13 protein-coding genes are annotated in these 19,217 nt (G+C 62.8%); 3 read left to right on the top strand and 10 right to left on the bottom strand.

What is annotated here, in order from left to right:
* Nucleotides 1-192 precede the first annotated feature (192 nt).
* Nucleotides 193-726: a PQQ-dependent catabolism-associated CXXCW motif protein gene (locus HGO40_RS04430; protein ID WP_250962040.1), complete on the top strand. Its 534-nt coding sequence runs from the start codon at nucleotides 193-195 to the stop codon at nucleotides 724-726.
* A 59-nt stretch (nucleotides 727-785) separates the two neighbouring features.
* Nucleotides 786-1,451 carry a response regulator transcription factor gene (locus HGO40_RS04435; protein ID WP_186731030.1) on the top strand — a complete coding sequence of 222 codons (666 nt, stop codon included), beginning with the start codon at nucleotides 786-788 and terminating at the stop codon, nucleotides 1,449-1,451.
* 160 nt (nucleotides 1,452-1,611) lie between these two features.
* Here the strand turns inward: HGO40_RS04435 and nahK are convergent, their stop codons facing one another.
* From nahK to HGO40_RS04480, 9 genes are all read right to left on the bottom strand, one after another.
* Nucleotides 1,612-4,254, bottom strand: a complete 2,643-nt coding sequence (gene nahK, locus HGO40_RS04440; RefSeq protein ID WP_250962041.1) for a hybrid sensor histidine kinase/response regulator NahK/ErcS' — start codon at nucleotides 4,252-4,254, stop codon at nucleotides 1,612-1,614.
* A complete protein-coding gene (nosP, locus tag HGO40_RS04445) occupies nucleotides 4,184-5,341 on the bottom strand; it encodes a nitric oxide-sensing protein NosP (RefSeq protein ID WP_502943186.1) in 1,158 nt (385 codons plus the stop codon). The genes nahK and nosP overlap by 71 nt, the downstream gene beginning before the upstream one ends.
* Before the next feature lie 607 nt (nucleotides 5,342-5,948).
* Nucleotides 5,949-6,476, bottom strand: coding sequence for a nitrous oxide reductase accessory protein NosL (locus HGO40_RS04450; RefSeq protein ID WP_250962043.1), 528 nt, complete (start codon nucleotides 6,474-6,476; stop codon nucleotides 5,949-5,951).
* A 31-nt stretch (nucleotides 6,477-6,507) separates the two neighbouring features.
* Nucleotides 6,508-7,338 (bottom strand): ABC transporter permease, encoded by an 831-nt coding sequence (locus tag HGO40_RS04455; RefSeq protein WP_250962044.1) that lies wholly within the window; start codon nucleotides 7,336-7,338, stop codon nucleotides 6,508-6,510.
* The gene (locus HGO40_RS04460) at nucleotides 7,335-8,252 is read right to left on the bottom strand and encodes an ABC transporter ATP-binding protein (RefSeq protein ID WP_250962045.1); all 918 of its coding nucleotides are present in this window, start codon (nucleotides 8,250-8,252) and stop codon (nucleotides 7,335-7,337) included. The genes HGO40_RS04455 and HGO40_RS04460 overlap by 4 nt, the downstream gene beginning before the upstream one ends.
* The gene (locus HGO40_RS04465; protein ID WP_250962046.1) at nucleotides 8,249-9,562 is read right to left on the bottom strand and encodes a nitrous oxide reductase family maturation protein NosD; all 1,314 of its coding nucleotides are present in this window, start codon (nucleotides 9,560-9,562) and stop codon (nucleotides 8,249-8,251) included. The genes HGO40_RS04460 and HGO40_RS04465 overlap by 4 nt, the downstream gene beginning before the upstream one ends.
* Nucleotides 9,563-9,587: 25 nt before the next feature.
* Nucleotides 9,588-11,507, bottom strand: a complete 1,920-nt coding sequence (nosZ, locus tag HGO40_RS04470) for a TAT-dependent nitrous-oxide reductase (RefSeq protein ID WP_250962047.1) — start codon at nucleotides 11,505-11,507, stop codon at nucleotides 9,588-9,590.
* A gap of 53 nt (nucleotides 11,508-11,560) precedes the next feature.
* Nucleotides 11,561-13,711, bottom strand: a complete 2,151-nt coding sequence (nosR, locus tag HGO40_RS04475) for a transcriptional regulator NosR (RefSeq protein WP_502943192.1) — start codon at nucleotides 13,709-13,711, stop codon at nucleotides 11,561-11,563.
* Nucleotides 13,712-14,038: 327 nt separating this feature from the next.
* Nucleotides 14,039-15,517, bottom strand: a complete 1,479-nt coding sequence (locus HGO40_RS04480; protein ID WP_250962049.1) for a hypothetical protein — start codon at nucleotides 15,515-15,517, stop codon at nucleotides 14,039-14,041.
* A gap of 194 nt (nucleotides 15,518-15,711) precedes the next feature.
* Here HGO40_RS04480 and HGO40_RS04485 point away from each other — a divergent pair, with 194 nt between their 5' ends.
* Nucleotides 15,712-18,366 (top strand): excinuclease ABC subunit UvrA, encoded by a 2,655-nt coding sequence (locus HGO40_RS04485; RefSeq protein WP_250962050.1) that lies wholly within the window; start codon nucleotides 15,712-15,714, stop codon nucleotides 18,364-18,366.
* Between the two features lie 84 nt (nucleotides 18,367-18,450).
* Here the strand turns inward: HGO40_RS04485 and HGO40_RS04490 are convergent, their stop codons facing one another.
* Nucleotides 18,451-19,062 (bottom strand): LysE family translocator, encoded by a 612-nt coding sequence (locus HGO40_RS04490; protein ID WP_250962051.1) that lies wholly within the window; start codon nucleotides 19,060-19,062, stop codon nucleotides 18,451-18,453.
* Nucleotides 19,063-19,217: the final 155 nt, after the last annotated feature.

A 19,217-nucleotide genomic window follows, 5' to 3' on the forward strand; every position in this document is an offset into this window, starting at 1 on the left:
CGAGTAAAAATGTGACTGGTAGACCGCTATCGCGAGCAGGCGCGCTCCCACAGAGACCGTGCATGACTTCAGGATCACACTTGTCTTTAAGACCGAAATTACTACTTTAGTACCGGTTTTCCTGTCCATGGTCGCATTCACAAGGCCTCGACCCTGGCATGTAATGGGCGCATAACAAAAAGGATAAATCCTATGCCCCGTTTGCTGGCGATCCTCCTGCTGGGCCTGGCGCTGAATGTCGCGCAGGCCGAGACCGCGCTGTTTTCAGCCCAGGGCTATCGCATCGCCCAATACCGCAGCCCGACACCCGCCACCGTCGACGGCGCCCAGACCCTCGACACCCAAGCCCTGCAACGCCTGCTCGACCAAGCCCAGCCTCCGCTGCTGATCGACGTCTACCGTCGTCCATGGGTCCAGGGACGTTTCATCGACAACGAACCCCATGCCAACCTCCCCGGCAGCCTCTGGCTGGCCAATACCGGGGACGGCGATCTCGACCCGACCTGGCAGGACTACTTCAGCCATCACCTGCGCACGGCCACCGGCGGGCGGCTGGAGCGACCGCTGGTCTTTTATTGCCGCTCGGATTGCTGGCTGAGCTGGAACGCGGTAAAACGCGCCGCTGCCATGGGCTATAAGCATTTGTATTGGTACCGCGATGGCCTGGACGCCTGGGAGGCGGCGAACCTGCCCCTGCAAGCGGCCCGGCCCGAACCCTTTCCCTGAATGTGCAAGAAATGCGTGCAACTGCCCTGTCCCACACGACAATAACGAGGTGAATGGCCATGTATAAAATCCTGATAGCCGACGATCACCCACTGTTTCGCGAAGCCATCCACAACGTCATCAGCGACGGTTTTCCTGGCAGCGAGGTCATGGAGACCGCCGACCTCGACAGTGCCCTGGCCTTGACCGCCGAACACGACGACCTGGACCTGATCCTGCTGGACCTGAACATGCCCGGCATGCACGGGCTCAATGGCCTGATCAACCTGCGCAACGAGGCGCCAACCATCCCCGTGGTGATCGTTTCTGCCGAGCAGGACAAGCAAGTGGTGTTGCAGGCCATCACCTATGGCGCGGTGGGTTTCATCACCAAATCCTCCCCACGCTCGCAAATGACCGACGCCATCGAACAGATCCTCAACGGCAACGTGTACCTGCCGCCCGACATCATCCGCACACAAAAAAGCCCGACGGGCCGCCGCCTGAACGAAACCCCGGCGTTCCCACCGGAACTGCTCCAGGCCCTGACTCGCAAGCAACTGCTGGTGCTCGAACGCATGACCAAGGGCGAGTCGAACAAGCAGATCGCCTACACCCTGGACATCGCCGAAACCACGGTCAAGGCCCACGTCTCGGCGATCCTGCGCAAGCTTAATGTGCACAACCGGGTGCAGGCGATTCTCAGCGCCGGGGATATTGATTTCGGGGCCTATTTGCGGCGTTGAACGGTTGAACACTACAGGGACATGTGGCGAGGGAGCTTGCTCCCGCTGGGGCGCGAAGCAGCCCCATTCTGAACAAGCCTGACACACCGAGGTGCCTGGATTTTGGGGCCGCTTCGCGCCCCAGCGGGAGCAAGCTCCCTCGCCACAAAAGCCGTTCGGTTCAATGACCCTGGGATTGGCTTAGCAGATGGCTCATCGCAATCTTGAGCTTCATCGGCCGCACCGGCTTGTGCATCAGGGTGTGGCCGCGCTCGCGGATCTGCTGCTTGAGTTCGTTGCTGTAGTTGGCGGTGATCATCATGGCCGGGATCGGTGAGGCCCGGCGGGCGTTGATCCGGGCCACGGCGTCCACACCGTTCTGATCGTGGTCCAGGTGGTAATCGGCGATCAACAGGTCGGCCTCGGCGTGGTAGTTGTCCACTTGGCGGGCCAGGTCCTGCTCCGACAACGCCGTCACCACCTGGCAACCCCAACCCTCCAGCAAGGTGCGCATGCCGGCGCAGATCGCCGCATCGTTATCCAGCACCCAGACCCGTGCCCCCCGCAGTCGTTCCAGCATCGGCTCGCTCATGTCCAGGCACGGCAACGGCTTGGGTGCGGTGGCGCTCAGCGGCACGTCGATGGCGAACATCGAGCCCTTGCCCGGCCAGGAGCGCACCTGGATCCGGTGCCCGAGGATCCCGGCGATTTTCTCGACAATCGCCAGGCCCAGGCCCAACCCACGGTCCTGGTTCGGGCGCTGGACGTCGCCGCGCTTGAATTCCTGGAATATTTCCTCCAGGCGATTCTCGGCAATGCCGATGCCGCTGTCCCAGACCTGGATCGACACGCGCTGGCGATGCCTCCGGCAGCCCAGCACCACCCGACCGCTGGGGGTGTAGCGAATGGCGTTGCTCAGCAGGTTGCGCAGGATCCGCGCGAGCAATTGCATGTCGCTGCGCACCAGCACCGAACAGCCGACATAGTGCAGCTCCAGCCCTTCGCTGCGGGCGATCTGGGCGTATTCGGCGGCCAGGTTGTCCAGCAATTCGCTAAGGCCGAACGGCGCGACATCGGCCTTGATCACCCCGGCGTCCAGCTTGGAAATGTCCACCAGGGTGCCCAGCAGGTTCTCGACGTCCTGCAGCGAATTGCTGACGTTGCGCACCAATTGCGCGTTGGCCACCGGCTCGCGACGTTCGAGCAGGGCACTGGTGAACAAGCGTGCGGCGTTGAGCGGTTGCAGCAGGTCATGGCTGACCGCTGCGAGAAACTTGGTCTTCGACAGGTTGGCTTGCTCTGCCTCGCGCTTAGCCTCCCGCAGGCGCAATTCCACCCGGCTGCGCTCGTCGATCTCCCGCAGCAACTGGTCGTTGAGGGTGGTCAGTTCGACCGTGCGCTCCTGGACTCGCTGTTCCAGGTTCTGGTAAGCCTGGTGCAATGCCTCGGCGGTGCGGCGGCGTTCGGTGATGTCGCGGATCAGCACGAAGATGCCGACCACTTCGCCGTTGGCCAGGCGGTTCGGCACGTAGGAGCGCAGCATGTAGCGCTCCTGGTTGTTGATGTTGGTCTCGGCGAATTCAAAGGTGACGCTCTCACCCGCCAATGCCCGGTCCACGTAGGCTTCCAGGCGCTGGTAATGCTGCTCGCTATGGGCTTCGCGCAGGCTCTGGCCGAGCATCACGCCGCGGGGCCAGCAATACCACTGCTCATAGACCTTGTTGGTGAATTCGTAGACCAGGTCGGCGTTGAGGTAGGCGATCAGCGCCGGCACATGGTCGGTGATCAGGCGGATCCAGCGCTCGCTTTCGCTCAGTGCCTCGGCGTGCTGGTAGCGCTCGGTGATGTCAGTAAACGTGTTGACGTAACCGCCGGTGGGCAATGGATGCGTGCGGATCTCCAAGACGCGGCCATCGGACAGGCGCTGCTCGCATTCATGGATCAACCGGCCGTTGCTGTCGCGACTGGCCGGGGTCAGCAGTTGCAGCTCACTGTCGCCGATCACTTCGTTGAAGGGCCGGTGGGCCGCCACCGGGGCCAGGCCACTGAGTTCAAGGAAGCGCCGGTTCCACAGTTCCAGCACGCCTTGGGCATTGACCATCGCCACACCCTGGGACAGGTTGTCCACCGCCCGCTGCAACAGGTGGGACTTCTGCGCGATGGCCTGCTCGCGGCGCACGGTTTCGCTGAGCTTGACGTCGGTGATGTCAGTAAAGAGGATCACTCGCCCGCCTTCCTGGGTCGGCCGCTCGCTGACCTGCAGCCAGCGTCCGTCCTGCAAGCGATACAACACGTGCTCGTCGGCCTGGCCGCGGGGCTCTTCGCTGAACAAGCCGTTGGCGGTCATCAAGCGCTTGACCTCGGAAAGACGCATCCCGGCGATGATGCGCACCCGACTGTTGGCCCAGAAGGCCTTGAAGCGGCTGTTGAACAGGACGATGCGTTGCTGCTCGTCGAACAGCACAAACGCATCGGAGATGCTCTCGATGGCGTCGATCAGGTGCCGGTGGGCAGTTTCCGCCCGCAGTCGCGCCTCGCCCAGCAAGTGATTGCCGGCCTTGAGCTCGGCCATGGCCTGGTTCAGCGCGTCGGAGCGCTCACGCACCTGCTCGGCCAGCACCACCGAGTGCTGGAACGCCGCATAGGGGTCGTTGCCGCGGGTCACACCGGACTCCACCCGCTCGATCAGCGCCGCGTTGATGCGCCGCAACTTGCGGTTTTCGTGTTGCAGGCTGGCGAGCTGGACCTGCAGGTCAGCGATGGCCGGGGACGCGATGTCGGGCAATGGCAACTCCGGTGAACGTCTGGTTGATGTGCAGGCCATTGAACTGTTCTCCATAGGTGTTGAACCCCATCACCCGTTGTTCGCGCAGGAACTCGCCGATCTGTTCCAGGCCACCGCGGTCTTCCAGCTCCAGGCGCCGCAGGAAGCAATCGCAGCCGATGGTCAGCAGCAAGTCGCCGAGGCGCGCCTGCAAACCGTCGAACAGTGTTTGCAGGTTGTGCAGCAAGGGACCGGGGGTCATCGCGGTGAGGACGATGCCGTTCTCCACCGCACAGTAGAAACTCAGGCTCAGGTCCGGGTGCACCTGCTGGATCGCCCGCACGTAGTACTGGTCGTTGATCCGCACCGCCAGGGGATGGGCGGCGAAGACTCGGTAGTCGAGGGCGCTCACTGGAACGCCGATGTGCCGGGCATATTCCTCGGCGGCGGGTTCGGCGTTGAGCTCATAGACCCGGCGCGAAGCACTGTCGGCGCCGGTCACCACCAGTTTCTCGTCCCGGGGCAGGATGTGGTGGGTGGTGAAGACCTCGAACTCCAGCCAGGTGTTGATCAGCACCACCACGGCCGCGCCGCTGTGGAACTGGCCTTCGAAGTAGACGTGGGTGTGGGTCAGGTAGTTGTCATCGCCGGCCGAGCCGCCGAAATGCGGGATATCCCCCAACGCGGCGCTCAAGGCCGCCAGCACCATTTCCTCGCGGCTGGACAGGCCGTCGAGCAGGGTCAAGGCGAAACTGTGGCCCTTGATCGGCGCCAAGGCGGTGCTGCGACAGCCGCTGGCCAGGCGCTCGACCATTTGCTGGGCGTCGATCAGGCTGAAGTGCTCCATTTCACCGATCAGCTCGGCGGCAATGGAAAAGTGTCGATGATCGAACCCCACCGCCGTCACACAGTTGCGACCGTAGCCCTGGGCGGTGATTTCCCCGGCGCTGGTGCAGCCCACCAGGCGAATCCCGCCGAAACTCTGGGACAGCGCCTGGCCCAGGGCCGGCAAGTCGTACTCGGCGGAACAGAAAAACAGCACGAACCCCAGGTGCGGGTGCAACAACTGCCGCGCCAGCGCCTGGGCCACCTGCTGGACGTCGGTCGCCTGGGACATGGCGCTCACCACACCTTCGCTCTGCTGCATCATCGCCTCCGGCGGGTGCGTGATAGGAGCCCTGAGTGTACGAAGCCGCGCCGGGGCGACGAATGCTACTTGGGTAGTGGGTGGACACTTCCATGGGATGAGAAGCTGGTACGCACCGCGCCCCCTCCTCCTGGCTTGGAATACCTTTGTGGCGAGGGAGCTTGCTCCCGCTGGGGTGCGAAGCGCCCCCATGAGGCTGACGACACCAGCCTGACACACCGCGGCGCCTGGCCTTGGGGCTGCTGCGCAGCCCAGCGGGAGCAAGCTCCCTCGCCACAACAGCCGTTCAGCTGTGTGTCAGGGGCTGTCGATCGTTCCCTCGCTCCTGCGTGGAAATGTCGCCAGGGACGCTCCGAGTTCCACTTCTTCAAAAACTAAACTCCCCATCCGTGAGCACACGCGGACGTCCAGCAAATGAAGGCCGCTTTTGTGGCGAGGGAGCTTACCCCCGCTGGGGTGCGAAGCGCCCCCATGAGGCTGACGACACCAGCCTGACACACCGCGGCGCCTGGCCTTGGGGCTGCTGCGCAGCCCAGCGGGAGCAAGCTCCCTCGCCACAAAAAGCGGTTCGGTGCTGGCAATAGAGCGGTTCAGTGCCCAGGTAATATCAGTGGTTCATCGGCGCCATGGCGCGCACCTGCCCCAGCAGTTTCTGATCGATGTCTTCCAGGCGCAGCACCCGGCCGCCGGTATCGCTCGCCAGTTTTTCTGCCGCCTGGGGATCGGCGAACGAAGCCAATACCACGCCCATGGCGCCTTTGAGCCCGCTGCCAATGACGAAGTACGCGCTGCGGGCGTCGATCAGATGGGCATCATCCGGCGCATCCCAATGGCTGCGCCCCATGTCGTGGACATACAGCTTGACGTCGGCCCGATGGTTTTCCGGCTGCAACCACCAACCCAGCATTTCCGCCGGCGAGCAGAACTTCTTCACGCCTCCTGTCCCGCCCGCCGCGCCCTTGGGCCCGGGAAAGTCAGTGATGACCATGCCGCACACATGGCACTCATCACTGGAATGGAACGCCAGCGCCGCCTCGCTGGCCGCAGGTGGCTCGGCCTTGTCGCACGCCGCCAACGCCAGGCACATCAATAACCCGGCCAAGAGGCGGCCCGTCTTCAAAGACACTCTATTCATCGTTGCATGCTCCCTTGATCAAGTCAGACATTCACGGGCACCGGCGATTGAACAACCGGTAGGCCAGCCACAACGGGATTGCCATCCACAGGCCCAGGCACAACCAGAGCAAAGGCGCCGACACCGGCAAATCGCTGCCCAGGGTCAACACTGCGGCACCGCTGGACGCCGCATCGAACCCGGTCAGGTTGATCAGCCGATACACGTCCGTAGGGTTGAACAGCAACAGCCATGGCAGCAGCTCAGGGCTGAACCTCCCCTCGCTCAGCACCAGCAGCGCCAGCAAGGCCAGGTCGAACACCAGCACGAAGAAAAACCACACCCCGAGCGCCAATCCGGCGGCGGTGGATTTCTCTGCCGACACGCTGCTCAGCACATAGGCCAGCCCGAGGAACACCCAGCCCAGCAGCGTGCTGGACAACATGAACCGGCCAAAGGCCCAGAGCAGCAAGCCCAACTGAACATCGTCCACTAGCAGAGCGATGGCCAGCATCGCACAGCCAAAGCCGATGAAGGTGGCCAGGGCCAGGATCAAGCCGTGCCCGACAAACTTGCCCAAGAGCAATTGGCCGCGCCCCAACGGGTAGGGCAACAACAGCAGCAACGTGCCGTTCTCGTCCTCGCCGACAATCGCGTCGTAGGCCAGCAGCAAGGCAATCAGCGGCATCAGGAACGTCGCCAGGCTGGACAGGCTCGCCACCGTGGCGGGCACCGAGGTAAACCCCAACTGACCGGATGCCGCCGCGCCGAGCCAGGCGATGCCGATCGCCAACACCGCGAACAACAGGCTGATCGCCAACAACCAGCGATTGCGCAGGCCATCGCTGAACTCCTTGCGGGCCATGTTCCAGACCGGGTTCATAGGCTGCCCTCCTCGGCGGCGGCACGGACCATGTAATGACGGTACAGGTCCTCCAGGGACGGCGGCTTGATCTCGACATCCGTCGGGTCGTCCTGGGCCAGCAACTGGCGCAGCAAGTTCAGTTTGCTGCCGTCCGGCGCGGACACCTGCACCCCTTCCGCGCCCCAGCCCTGGGTGGCGTGCCCTTCACTGCGCCAATGCTGGCGAAGCCAGTCGGCCCGTGACAGGCCCGAGGCGCGGATCAGCGTCGGCAGTCCCGCGTCCTCCCGCAGCCGGGCCAGGCTGCCCAGAGCCAAAAGCCGACCCCGGGTCAGAATCGCGGCGCGGTTGATGTGCGCTTCCACCCCCGGCAACACGTGCGAGCATAGAATGATGCTGGTGCCCTGCCAACGCAGGCGATCGAGCAATTGATAAAGGTCCTGGGTGGCGATGGGGTCCAGGCCCACGGTCGGTTCGTCCAGCAATAACAGGCGCGGCTGGCCGAGCAGCGCCTGGGCCAGGCCGAGGCGCTGGCGCATGCCCTTGGAATAGGTCCTCACGCGCCGCCTGGCGGCGCCCGCCAGCCCCACTTCCTCCAGCAGACGCTCCACCTGCGCCGGTGCCGCGCCTTTGAGCCGGGCGAAATGGCGCAAGGTTTCCAGCCCGCTCAACTGCGGGTAGAACATCACGTTCTCGGGCAGATAACCGAGCATCTGCCGGACACTCGGGTCGCTGGGTGCGCGACCGAACACACGCACCTCCCCCTCGCTGGCTCGCAGCAAACCGAGGATCAACTTCATGGTGGTGGTCTTGCCCGCACCGTTGTGCCCGAACAACCCGAGCACCTCGCCTTGGGCCAGGGTCAAGTCCAGCCCGCGCAGCACGGCGACATCGCCATAACGCTGGCTGACCTCTTCGATCTCGACGACGTTCAAGACGCGTTCTCCTGGGCACTGTTGCGTGGTGGGGGCTGGACAGGGGTTTCCATCAGCGGATGACTATCCATTACCCCGGGAGATTTCATCACCGGGAACGCCCGCTGCACCCAGCGCAGCAGCTCGATCCCCGGACTGTTCATCAACACCCGCACCTGGGGATACAGCCACAGCAGGCGATCGACGTTGTCGTTGGGTTCATAGGCCACATCCCCCAGGCCGTCGCCGTTGCGATCCCAACCCAGGTAATCGCTCCAATAATTGCCGCGCCCGTCCGCCGACCATTCCTGCAACCGCGTGGCCACGTATTTGACCTGGCGCTGGTTGTGGACGAAGGCATTGCCGGCGATGCGGTTGTCCTCCGAGCCGGCCGTCAGGTGGATGCCCACGGCGCTGCGCTCGAAATGGTTGCCTTCGATGCGGTTGAACAACGAGTTGTAGATGAACAGGGCCTTGCCCTCGGCGCCGCTGATCATGGGGTCGCCGGTGGACCCGTCGCGCACGTCGCTGACGAAGTTGTCGCGCAGGGTGGAATAAGTGATGTAGTTCATCAGGATCCCGTAGTTCTGGTCCTGTTCGGAGCGATTGCCGATCACCGTCAATTGGCGGCTTTGCATCAAGGCATAACCGGTGCGGGTACGCCGGGTGACGGTGTCCAGCAGGCGGTTATCGTTGGCGATCATGTAATGCACGCCGTAGCGCAGATCCTCCAGCGTATTGCCCTGGAGCAGGTTGCCATTGGAGGTGTCGATGTAGATGCCGTCACGGGTTTCGCGCACCTGATTACCGATGACCCGGGCGCCGTGCACCGCATACAAAAGGATGCCGTTGCCCCGGTCCTGGGAGCGCAGGCTGGGGTCGCCCTGGATGCGGTTGTCGATCAGGCTGACGTCCCGCGTGCCATCGACCCAGATACCGAAGCCCTGGCCTTGCATCCGATTACCGCGCACCACGGCGCCTGTTGCCCCGGGCTGGATGAACACGGCGGCGTTCATGGCCGTAAGGTCGTGGCCCCAGTCCAGGAAGGTGCAGCCCTGGACCTGCACGTTTGGCGCGTGAATGATCAAGCCATTGCCCTCGCCTTGCGCCTCGAATACCGCCTCTGGTGCGCAAGTGAGCGTCATCGGCTGATCGATACTGAACGAGCCTTGGTAGTGCCCCGCAGGCAGGCGCCAGTGGTGCTCGCCCTCAGCCTGCAAAGGCAGATTCGTAATCGGTTGCGGCGCGCCGAACGCACCGCCCGACAGCAGGCAGGACACCAGGGCAATGACCGGTCGACGAACGTTTGCATGCTGCGTTTTCCCGGTCATTGCGCCTGTCTCCTTGATGAATGACTCAGGCTTTCTCAACCAGCATGCGTCCGACCATTTCCATGTGCCGCGCGTGGCAGAACCAACTGCAGTAGTACCAATGCAAGCCGGCCTTGTCGGCGGTGAAGGTGATGGATGAGGTCTGTTGCGGGCTGATCTCCATGCTGGCGCCGTGGTTGGTCATGACAAAACCGTGGGACACGTCTTCGATCTGGTCGATGTTGGTGATGGTCACGGTCACCTCGTTGCCTTGCTTGACGGTGAACTCCGTCAGGCCATAGGCCGGCGCCATCGAGGTCATGTACACCCGCACCGTATTGCCGTCGCGGATGACCTTGTTGTCGGTTTCGAGGTTGATGCCGTCCTTCTTCGCCAGGGCCACGGTGTCGGCGAAGAACGGATCGTTGCGGTTCCAGATTTTCTGGGTCTTGATCTGGTCGCGCCGCGCGAGAATGCAGTCATGGGGTTCGGCGAAGGCCGGGCCGTCGTGCACCAGCTTCATCTCTTCACCGGAAATGTCGATCAGCTGATCGTTCTCCGGGTGCAACGGGCCGGTGGGCAGGAAGCGGTCCTTGGAGAATTTGCACAACACCACCAGCCACTTGCCGTCCGCCTCGCTGGTTTCGGTGAGGGACGCATGGTTGTGGCCCGGCTGGTACTGGACGTCGAGTTTCTGCTTGATGTAGTTGACCTTCTCGCCCTTGTAGGCGCGGATGGCTTCGTCCATGTTCCACTTCACCACCTGGCTGTCGATGAACAAGGTCGTGTAGGCGTTGCCGCGCCCGTCGAACGTGGTGTGCAGCGGCCCAAGCCCCAGTTCCGGCTCGGCGACGATCACTTCCCGCGGATCCTTGTAACGATCGTTGAACAAATCGTCCAGACGGTCGATGGCGAGCATCGAGACCGTGGGCGACAGCTTGCCGTTGGCGATGAAGTACTTGCCGTCCGACGAGGTATTGAGCCCGTGGGGATTCTTCGGCACCGGAATGTTGCGAGTGAACTCGGAATCCTTGCCGTCGGTCTTGCGGCCATCGACCACCGGCACCTTGGAACCGTCCAGGGTGATGAGCTTGCCGGCCTTGATCGCTGCCTCGATCCGCGGGATGTTGAACACCACCACCCAGTCGCGCGCGTTGCGCATCATGCCGCCCAGGTCGTAGGCCTTCTCGGAGTTGTAGCAGGTGCTGGCGGCGTATTTGCCGGTGTAGTCGGCGTCGGAGTTGTCCAGGTTGCCGTCGACGATCACCTGGAAGGCCATTTCCATTTTTTCGGCATCAATGGCGTTGAACATCGTGAAGCTGTTTTTGTCCTGCAGGTCGAAGGTATGGCCGTCGTTGGGGTGCGGGATCACGAACTCGGCGTTGGCGAACACGTACTTGGTGTACGGCACCTTCTGCAGGCGCAGGCCGTGGATGGCCTGGACGTTGGGCACGGTGAGGATCTTGTCGCACTTCATGATGTCCAGGCGAATGCGCGCGACCCGGGAGTTGGCCTTGTCATTGATGAACAGGTATTTGCCGTCGTACTTGCCGTCGGTCATGGAGATGTGCGGGTGGTGGCAGTCGCCGTTCTGGTATTTGGCGCTGTCACCGAGGATGCGCTTGCTCTCGTTGGTCAGGCCCCAGCCGGTGGCCGAATCGACGTAGAACACCGGGATGCGCATCAGCTCGCGCATCGACGGCACACCCAGCACCCGCACCTCGCCTTGGTGGCCGCCGCTCCAGAACCCGTAGTATTCGTCCAACTCACCGGGCCCGACGTGGATCTTGGACTTGGCTTCCTTGGCCGCCGCTGCCCAGGACTCGCGGGTGAACGTCCCGGCGCCCAGCGCCGTGGCGCCGGCCAGCACCGCGCCCGTTACCGCACCGGTGCCGAGAAAACTGCGCCGGCTGACCCCCCGGGGCGCTTCCACCGCGCCAGGGACTTGGTCTTTTTTGTCGCTCATGCTGTGTGCTCCATGAAGAATGAAACGGTCAAGGGACAGGCCATTGGGGTGCCTCAAGGCGCCGGGTTCACCTGCACCACGGGAATCAGTTGCGCATCGGTCTCGGTCGCCTTGCCGCGCTTCTTGCGCTTGTTGATCAGCGGCGGGCATTTGTTTTCGTTGTGCCAGGTCATCTGGCAGTCGAGGCAGTAATGGCATTCGTTGGCGTTGATCCGCCCATCGGGATGGATCGCCTGGATCTCGCATTCCTTGGCGCACAGTTGGCAGGGGTTGCCACATTCCTTGCGGCGCTTGAGCCAGTCGAACAAGCGCAGGCGGGTCGGCATCGCCAAGGCGGCGCCCAGCGGGCAGACGTAGCGGCAATAGACTTTGCGGGTAAAGACATTGATCACCAGCAGGCCCGCTGCGTATGCCACGAACCACCACTGGCGGTCGAACTTGAGGGTGATGGCGGTCTTGAACGGCTCCACTTCGGCCAGCCGTTCGGCGCTGGACATCGAATCCAGCGAGACGCCGAACAGCACCAGCAAAATGATGTACTTGATTGCCCACAGGCGCTCATGCACGGCGAACGGCAACTCGTATAGCGGCACCTTGAGCTTGCGCGCCAGCTCGTTGATCAGTTCCTGCACCGCGCCGAACGGACACAGCCAGCCGCAGAACACCCCGCGTCCCCACAACAGAATGCTGCCGGCGGTGAACACCCAGAGAATGAAGATCAGCGGATCGGTGAGGAACAGTTCCCAGCGAAAGCCTTCGAACAGGGCGTGGACGAAGGTCAGCACATTGACCACTGACAACTGTGCCAGCGCAAAACCGCCCAGGAACACCACGGTGAACACCAGGTAACCGCGACGTACCCAGTGCAACAAGGTGGGCCGTCGGGCCAGTGAATCCTGGAAAAACAGGATCGCGGTGAGGACCAGCAGCGCCGCACCCAACACCGAAATCTCCACGCTTTTCTGGTACCAGAGTGTCAACCACATTGGCCGGCTGGCTTCTTCGGCGGCCGCCAGTTGCTCGGCGGTGGGCAATGGCCGTTCCAGGTAGGGTTCGGGCAGTTGATAGGCCAGCTCGAAACTGCTGAAGGTGCCGCTGACCGGACCGGTCTGACGGCGAACCAGCAGCTCCAGGTTCCAGGGCGAGCCGGGGTCGAAACGGTGGGCGGCACGGATGATGAAAATCGCCATTTCATCGAAGTCCGGCATGTCGTCGAGGGCCACATCATTCAGGCGCTGGAAATCCAGGTCGCGAAAACTGATGGTGTCGCCGGACTGACGCAACTGCACCCGGTCGAAAATGCCGCCGCGCACGTAACCCGAGCCCTTGAAGGAATAACGACCACTGCCCATCACTGCAATGGCTTGTTCGCCCGGCTTGAGCTCGGCCATCAGCGGGCGGTATTGCGCCTCGCCCAGCAGGTTACGGCCAATGGTGGGTGGGTTGAGGAGGGTGGCGTAGAGGTCGATGAAGGTGTCATTCACCTGCTCGCCGCTGGCGGTCTCGACCTGTTCGGCTTCGGTGCCCTTGAAGGACGCATCGACCTGGCCACGGGTCAGGTGCAGGCGACGGACCGCGCCGTTGCCGGTCAAGGTCTTCCAGTTGGCAGCCTCGTAGATATCCGCACGCACCCGCGCCGGTGCCACGGCCAATCCCGCATCGCCCTTGACCAGGCCGAGGGATACCGCGACATCGTGGGCGGCGCGCATGATCACTTCGTTGACCACCATGGCCGTCACCGTGGCGCCGGCGATCGCATCGACCGTCACCGCATTCGGGTCGCTGGAATGCCCTACCACCACTCGCTGGTTGACCTTGATGCCGCTGTAGCGCGCGCTGAAGCCGTGGAGTTTTTCTTCGGCGATGCCGATCAGCAGGATCGGTTCGTGGTGTTCAAGCACATAGGCGTCGAGAATCACCCCGGCAGGATCGAGAATGACCTGGACGTTGATCGGCTTGCCGGAGTATGCCGGAATGTCCACCACATCCAGGCTCTGGAACACGTAGCCCGCGACCTTGCCAGCGGCGGACAGCTTGCGAACCTTGAAGGGACCGTCGGGTTCGGAGATCGAGTCGACCGAGCCCAGGACGTGGTGGATGCGTTGTTGCGGGAGGTCACCGTAGTCCTTGGACTGGACGATTCCAGCGAACATCAGCAGTAGAACGAACAGCCCGGGGAGCCAGGAGCGGGATAGGTGCAACATCACAGAGGGACGGGTCATGAGCGCCAGGGCTTGAAGACAGGATCTTGACGATCATTGTGGGGGCCGCCCCTGGCATGGGCCCTTGATTGAAATCAACTCGGGAAAACTAAACGCCGAATCCGTGAGCAGACACGAATGTCCAGCAGATGAAGGCCGCTTTTGTGGCGAGGGAGCTTGCTCCCGCTGGGGCGCGAAGCGCCCCCCATGAAGCTGCCCACATCAACCTGACACACCGTGGCCCTGGCCTTGGGGCTGCTGCGCAGCCCAGCGGGAGCAAGCTCCCTCGCCACAACAGCCGTTCAGCTGTGTATCAGGGGCTGTCTGGGTTCAGCGCAACCCATAGGAATAGACGCGGCCGTCATTGCTGTCGTACCAGTTGCCGTTGGCCCAGATCACCCGGTCCTGGGCCGGTTGAAAACCGAGGATACCCAGGTAACCGCCGATGGCGAGGCGTTGCCAGGAGCGGCCCCAATCCTTGGAATAGAACACCCCATTGGCAGAGACGTTCGCGTCCGACCACCAATAGAGCCAACGCGGTGGATGGTGCTCGCTGGTGGTGTTGATCAGCAGGGTGTCTTGACCCATCCAGAGATTGTCACCACGCACCTGGGTCTGCGACGCCAGGGGTGAAAACACGCTGGGCAGCTCACCCATAGGCATCCAGGTCAGCGCGGCGGTGTCCAATTCGGCGACAACCGCTTGCCCGTGGTCGCCCTGGTCAATCAGCCCCATCACCCGCCCGGCGTCGTTCTGCAGCACCTTGTTCACGAACAGGTTGTCGGCACGCTGCACCTCCATGACCTGCCACTGCCCAGCCTCGGCTTGCAGCCGCGCCCGTGTCGTGACGTTAACCGCGATGTTGTCACCGACGCCATCCGGGTGGCTGCCCCAGAAGCGTTGGGAGACCCAGATAAAGGCCGTCTGCGCGTCCAACTGCAGGACACTGGTCTGGACGGTCCCATTTGCGCCTTCGCTGGTGTGCCACTCCGTGATGTCCGGGCGTTTGCCATGGGCGTATCCGGCAGATACGAGCAGCGACTCGGGAGCCATGATCGGCGAGCTGTGCGCACCGCGATCAGCCGAGTAAAAGACGCCGGTGGAAACGGCAGTCGGCTTTGCTTCATCGCCGTCCTCCTTCACGCCGTCCGGCGTGCCTACGGCCCAGACTTCATTCACGCCGTGGAAATAGGGAACCAGGCTCCAGGCCAACGAATCGGCCTCGGGAAACCAACCCTGGGTCAACGAAGTCCAGCGCTGGCCTTGATCGTCGCTGCGAAAGACCACGGTCTGATCGGGCTCAGGGGCATTCGCCGTCTCAGGTCGACGCAGGCCTGTGAGCAGGAACACACTGGTCCCATCGGGACTGGCCACAAGACAAGCGGCGCCGCTGACATGGGCCACAAGCTGAAACTGCCCTTTGTCATCCAGGCGGGAAATGAAGGAGGTTTCCGGTTCCCCACGAGAGAACAAACGGGAAAAGGTGCTGGGCTCCTCCGGTTCTTCAGTCTCGGCGGGCTTGCCATAGACCATCGCATCCAGGTTGACGACGTCCGCGGACGGTTCGAACGTTTGGGCCTCTTCCTCCAGCCGCGCCACCAGCCAAGTCCCCTGCGGTGTCACCGTCACGCCCGTGCAATACTGGGTCATCGCCCGCAAGCGGGTATCCTTCACGGTGCCCACCGGCTGCCGGTCGGGGCCGTCACCGCCCCACTCCAGCTTGGCACTGGCAAGCATCCACATGTACCACAGCGCCGCGCCGACCAGCAGCGCGACAAATAATCTAGAGAGCAGTTTTGAACGAGACATGGGGAGGTTCGTATCCAGTGGAAAACTGCGAAGCTTTTCTCATCTCTTTTGTCCGGAGTAAATTTTTATCGCACGAGAATGGCCAAACCCGGTCGCATAAATGTCAGCGCTGTGATCCAGGTTACATTCTTCCCGTGACGCCGCCTCACCTGAACGCCCCAGTGCGACAAGCAGATGCCCACAAGGAACGCTCCATGCCCCCACGCTCCGGCCCCGCCGCCTCTTCATTGCCTCAAACCACCGGTTTCGTCCGGGAACGCGGCGCTCGAGAACACAACCTCAAGAACGTCGACGTGGACATCCCCCGTGATGCCCTGGTGGTGTTCACGGGCGTGTCGGGTTCCGGCAAGTCGTCGCTGGCATTTTCCACGCTCTATGCCGAGGCCCAACGTCGTTATTTCGAGTCCGTCGCGCCCTACGCGCGGCGCCTCATCGACCAGGTGGGCGTGCCAGACGTGGACAGCCTCGAGGGCCTGCCCCCGGCCGTTGCCTTGCAGCAACAGCGCGGCACACCCAGCGCGCGCTCGTCGGTGGGCAGCGTCACCACCCTGTCGAGCCTGATCCGCATGCTCTACTCCCGCGCCGGCAGCTATCCGGCCGACCAACCGATGCTCTATGCCGAGGACTTCTCGCCCAACACGCCCCAAGGCGCCTGCCAGGAATGCCACGGCCTGGGCCGAGTCTACGAAGTGACTGAAGCCTCCATGGTGCCGGACCCATCGCTGACCATCCGCGAGCGCGCCGTGGCCGCCTGGCCCATGGCCTGGCAAGGCCAGAACCTGCGGGACATCCTCGTGACCCTGGGCTATGACGTCGACATCCCCTGGCGCGACCTGCCGAAAAAGCAACGGGACTGGATTCTCTTCACCGAAGAAACCCCGACCGTTCCCGTCTACGCGGGACTGACCCCGGCCCAGACCCGCGAAGCACTCAAGCGCAAGCTCGAACCCAGCTACCAAGGCACCTTCAGCGGCGCCCGACGCTACCTGCTGCACACCTTCATGCATTCGCAAAGCGCCCAGATGCGCAAACGCGTGGCTCAATACATGCGCGCCAGCCCCTGCCCCGTGTGCGAAGGCAAGCGCCTCAAGCGCCAAGCGCTAACCGTGCCCTTTGCCGGCCTGGACATCGCCGAGCTGTCGCACCTGTCCCTGTTCGAACTGGCCGAGGTGCTCAAGCGGGTCCAGGCACCTGACTACCTTGAACAAGCCGAAGAAACAGGGGATGTCCTCAGTCACCCGCAAACCCGAAAGGCCCGGGAACAACGCGCTGCCCGGGGCGAAAATCCCCACGCCGGTGGACCGGACGCCCGCCACACACCCAACCTTTCCCTGGAAAAACGCCTGGCCGCCCAGCGCATCGCCGCCGAGCTGCTGGAACGAATCACCACCCTGATCGACCTGGGCCTCGGCTACCTCGCCCTGGAGCGCAGCACGCCGACGCTTTCCTCCGGTGAGCTGCAACGCCTGCGCCTGGCGCCCCAGCTCAACTCCCAGTTGTTCGGGGTGATCTACGTGCTGGACGAACCCTCCGCCGGCCTGCACCCGGCCGACAGCGAAGCGCTGTTTGGCGCCCTGCAACGCCTCAAGGCAGCAGGCAATTCGGTGTTTGTGGTCGAACACGACCTCGATACCATGCGCCGCGCCGATTGGCTCATCGACGTCGGCCCGGACGCTGGCGAACAAGGAGGAAAAATCCTCTACAGCGGCCCACCGGCCGGCCTTGGCCAGGTCGCCGAATCACGCACCCGCGCCTACCTGTTTGGCGAAGAACACACCACGACACGCACCCCGCGTCCCCCCAAGGATTGGCTGCGCCTGGAAGGCATCACCCGCAACAACCTCGACAACCTGAACGCGGCCTTCCCGTTGGGCTGCTTCACCGCCGTGACCGGCATCTCTGGCTCAGGCAAATCCAGCCTCGTCAGCCAGGCCCTGCTGGATCTGGTCGGTGCGCACCTGGGCCAGGCCAGCCCCAACGCCGAACCCGATGAGCAAAGCCTGGAAGACGAGCCCGTGCAACCCAGCGCCGGGCGCGTTGTCGCCGGGCTCGATGCGGTCAAGCGACTGGTCCAGGTGGACCAGAAACCCATCGGCCGTACCCCGCGCTCCAACCTCGCCACTTACACCGGGCTGTTCGATCACGTGCGCAAATTGTTCGCTGCCACTGAGCGGGCAAAGGCGCTGGGGTTCGATGCCGGGCGGTTCTCCTTCAACGTCGCCAAGGGTCGCTGCGAAACCTGCGAAGGTGAAGGCTTCGACAGCGTCGAATTGTTGTTCATGCCCAGCGTGTACGCCCCCTGCCCCACCTGCCTCGGTGCGCGCTACAACCCGCAGACCCTGGAGGTGCGCTGGCAGGGCCTGGACATCTCCCAAGTCTTGCAACTGACCGTGAACCAGGCTCTCGAGGTGTTTGCCGAGCAAGCGGCGGCCAGGCGCTCATTGCAAGTGCTGCAGGATATCGGATTGGGCTACCTGCGCCTGGGCCAACCAGCTACGGAGCTGTCCGGCGGCGAAGCCCAGCGGATCAAGCTGGCGACGGAACTGCAGCGCAAGGCCCGGGGCACGACGTTATATGTATTGGACGAACCCACCATCGGGCTGCATCCCCAGGACGTGGACCGCTTGCTGGTGCAGTTGAATCGCCTGGTGGATGAAGGCCATACGGTGGTTGTGGTGGAACATGACATGCGGGTGGTGGCGCTGAGTGACTGGGTCATCGATATTGGCCCAGGCGCAGGAACCCAGGGCGGAAAGGTGGTCGCTTGCGGGGCTCCGAGGAATGTGGCGAAGTCCCGGGAGAGTCGAACAGCAGGGTTCCTGAAAAGGGCTTTGCAGCGTGAAAATTGAAGATCTACAGCGAACTGTTGGGCTCCCTGGCGCCGATCTCACGATTCGGATCCGACGCCATCGAGTCTCAATATCAGCCCGGGTTCAGGCGAAATGTACCTGGGAAGCGATATTGAAAAGCATGCTGCAGGCGAACAACCCAATCACCAAAGAGATGGCTCGATTCAAAAATCGTCCCGATACAACTGCGTGAAATTTTCGGCCACAAAAAGCGCCAGCGGCAATCCACACAAGCCCTACTGGAAAAACGATGGATGAAAACAGCAACATGAATGACAGCCAGTTATCCAGCGACAAGAACGTACCCGCCGGCGCAACGAAGGATACAAAAAACAACCCTTTGGGATTGGTCAGCGTTGCCACAAACAGATCCGCAACGGTAATACCCGCAGTTGCGCCAGGCGCGTCATTTTTGACCGAGAGCCAAAGTTTGAGGGAAATATGAAACAAAAAGCCCACGGCAAAAATCTTGGTGGCGGTTACCACCCACCCGTGTTCAGCCATGAGCAGATCAATGAACACGCCCCACATCGTCGTCTGGATGACGTACGCCAACCACTCGGCGGCGACAAAACGCATTGAACGTGCGTTGAGCCCTCGACTCACACCGACTTGTAACAACAATGAGTTCGTCGGCCCCGGAACCAACAACACGGCCAACAACGAAAGCGCAACATAATCCATAGCATTTTCCATACCAGAAGCCTGCACGGCGAACGGTCAGGGGCAGGTCAATCCATCACCGCTGCAGCCCCAGCGCCGATTACTACGCGCACTTTACACTGCGGCGGCAAGACGATGGTGGTCAAACATTCATCCCCATCGCATCAGCCCGTTTTACGACGGCTGCG

Source organism: Pseudomonas sp. CG7, from assembly GCF_023701885.1.
GTDB classification, from domain to species: Bacteria; Pseudomonadota; Gammaproteobacteria; order Pseudomonadales; family Pseudomonadaceae; genus Aquipseudomonas; species Aquipseudomonas zanjanensis.

Excerpts from the sequence above, each read along its gene's own strand:
- HGO40_RS04430 (WP_250962040.1), top strand. The coding sequence starts at position 193 with ATGCCCCGTTTGCTGGCGATCCTCCTGCTGGGCCTGGCGCTGAATGTC.
- HGO40_RS04435 (WP_186731030.1), top strand. The coding sequence starts at position 786 with ATGTATAAAATCCTGATAGCCGACGATCACCCACTGTTTCGCGAAGCC.
- nahK (WP_250962041.1), bottom strand. The coding sequence starts at position 4,254 with ATGGCCTGCACATCAACCAGACGTTCACCGGAGTTGCCATTGCCCGAC.
- nosP (WP_502943186.1), bottom strand. The coding sequence starts at position 5,341 with ATGCAGCAGAGCGAAGGTGTGGTGAGCGCCATGTCCCAGGCGACCGAC.
- HGO40_RS04450 (WP_250962043.1), bottom strand. The coding sequence starts at position 6,476 with ATGAATAGAGTGTCTTTGAAGACGGGCCGCCTCTTGGCCGGGTTATTG.
- HGO40_RS04455 (WP_250962044.1), bottom strand. The coding sequence starts at position 7,338 with ATGAACCCGGTCTGGAACATGGCCCGCAAGGAGTTCAGCGATGGCCTG.
- HGO40_RS04465 (WP_250962046.1), bottom strand. The coding sequence starts at position 9,562 with ATGACCGGGAAAACGCAGCATGCAAACGTTCGTCGACCGGTCATTGCC.
- nosZ (WP_250962047.1), bottom strand. The coding sequence starts at position 11,507 with ATGAGCGACAAAAAAGACCAAGTCCCTGGCGCGGTGGAAGCGCCCCGG.
- nosR (WP_502943192.1), bottom strand. The coding sequence starts at position 13,711 with ATGTTGCACCTATCCCGCTCCTGGCTCCCCGGGCTGTTCGTTCTACTG.
- HGO40_RS04480 (WP_250962049.1), bottom strand. The coding sequence starts at position 15,517 with ATGTCTCGTTCAAAACTGCTCTCTAGATTATTTGTCGCGCTGCTGGTC.
- HGO40_RS04485 (WP_250962050.1), top strand. The coding sequence starts at position 15,712 with ATGCCCCCACGCTCCGGCCCCGCCGCCTCTTCATTGCCTCAAACCACC.
- HGO40_RS04490 (WP_250962051.1), bottom strand. The coding sequence starts at position 19,062 with ATGGAAAATGCTATGGATTATGTTGCGCTTTCGTTGTTGGCCGTGTTG.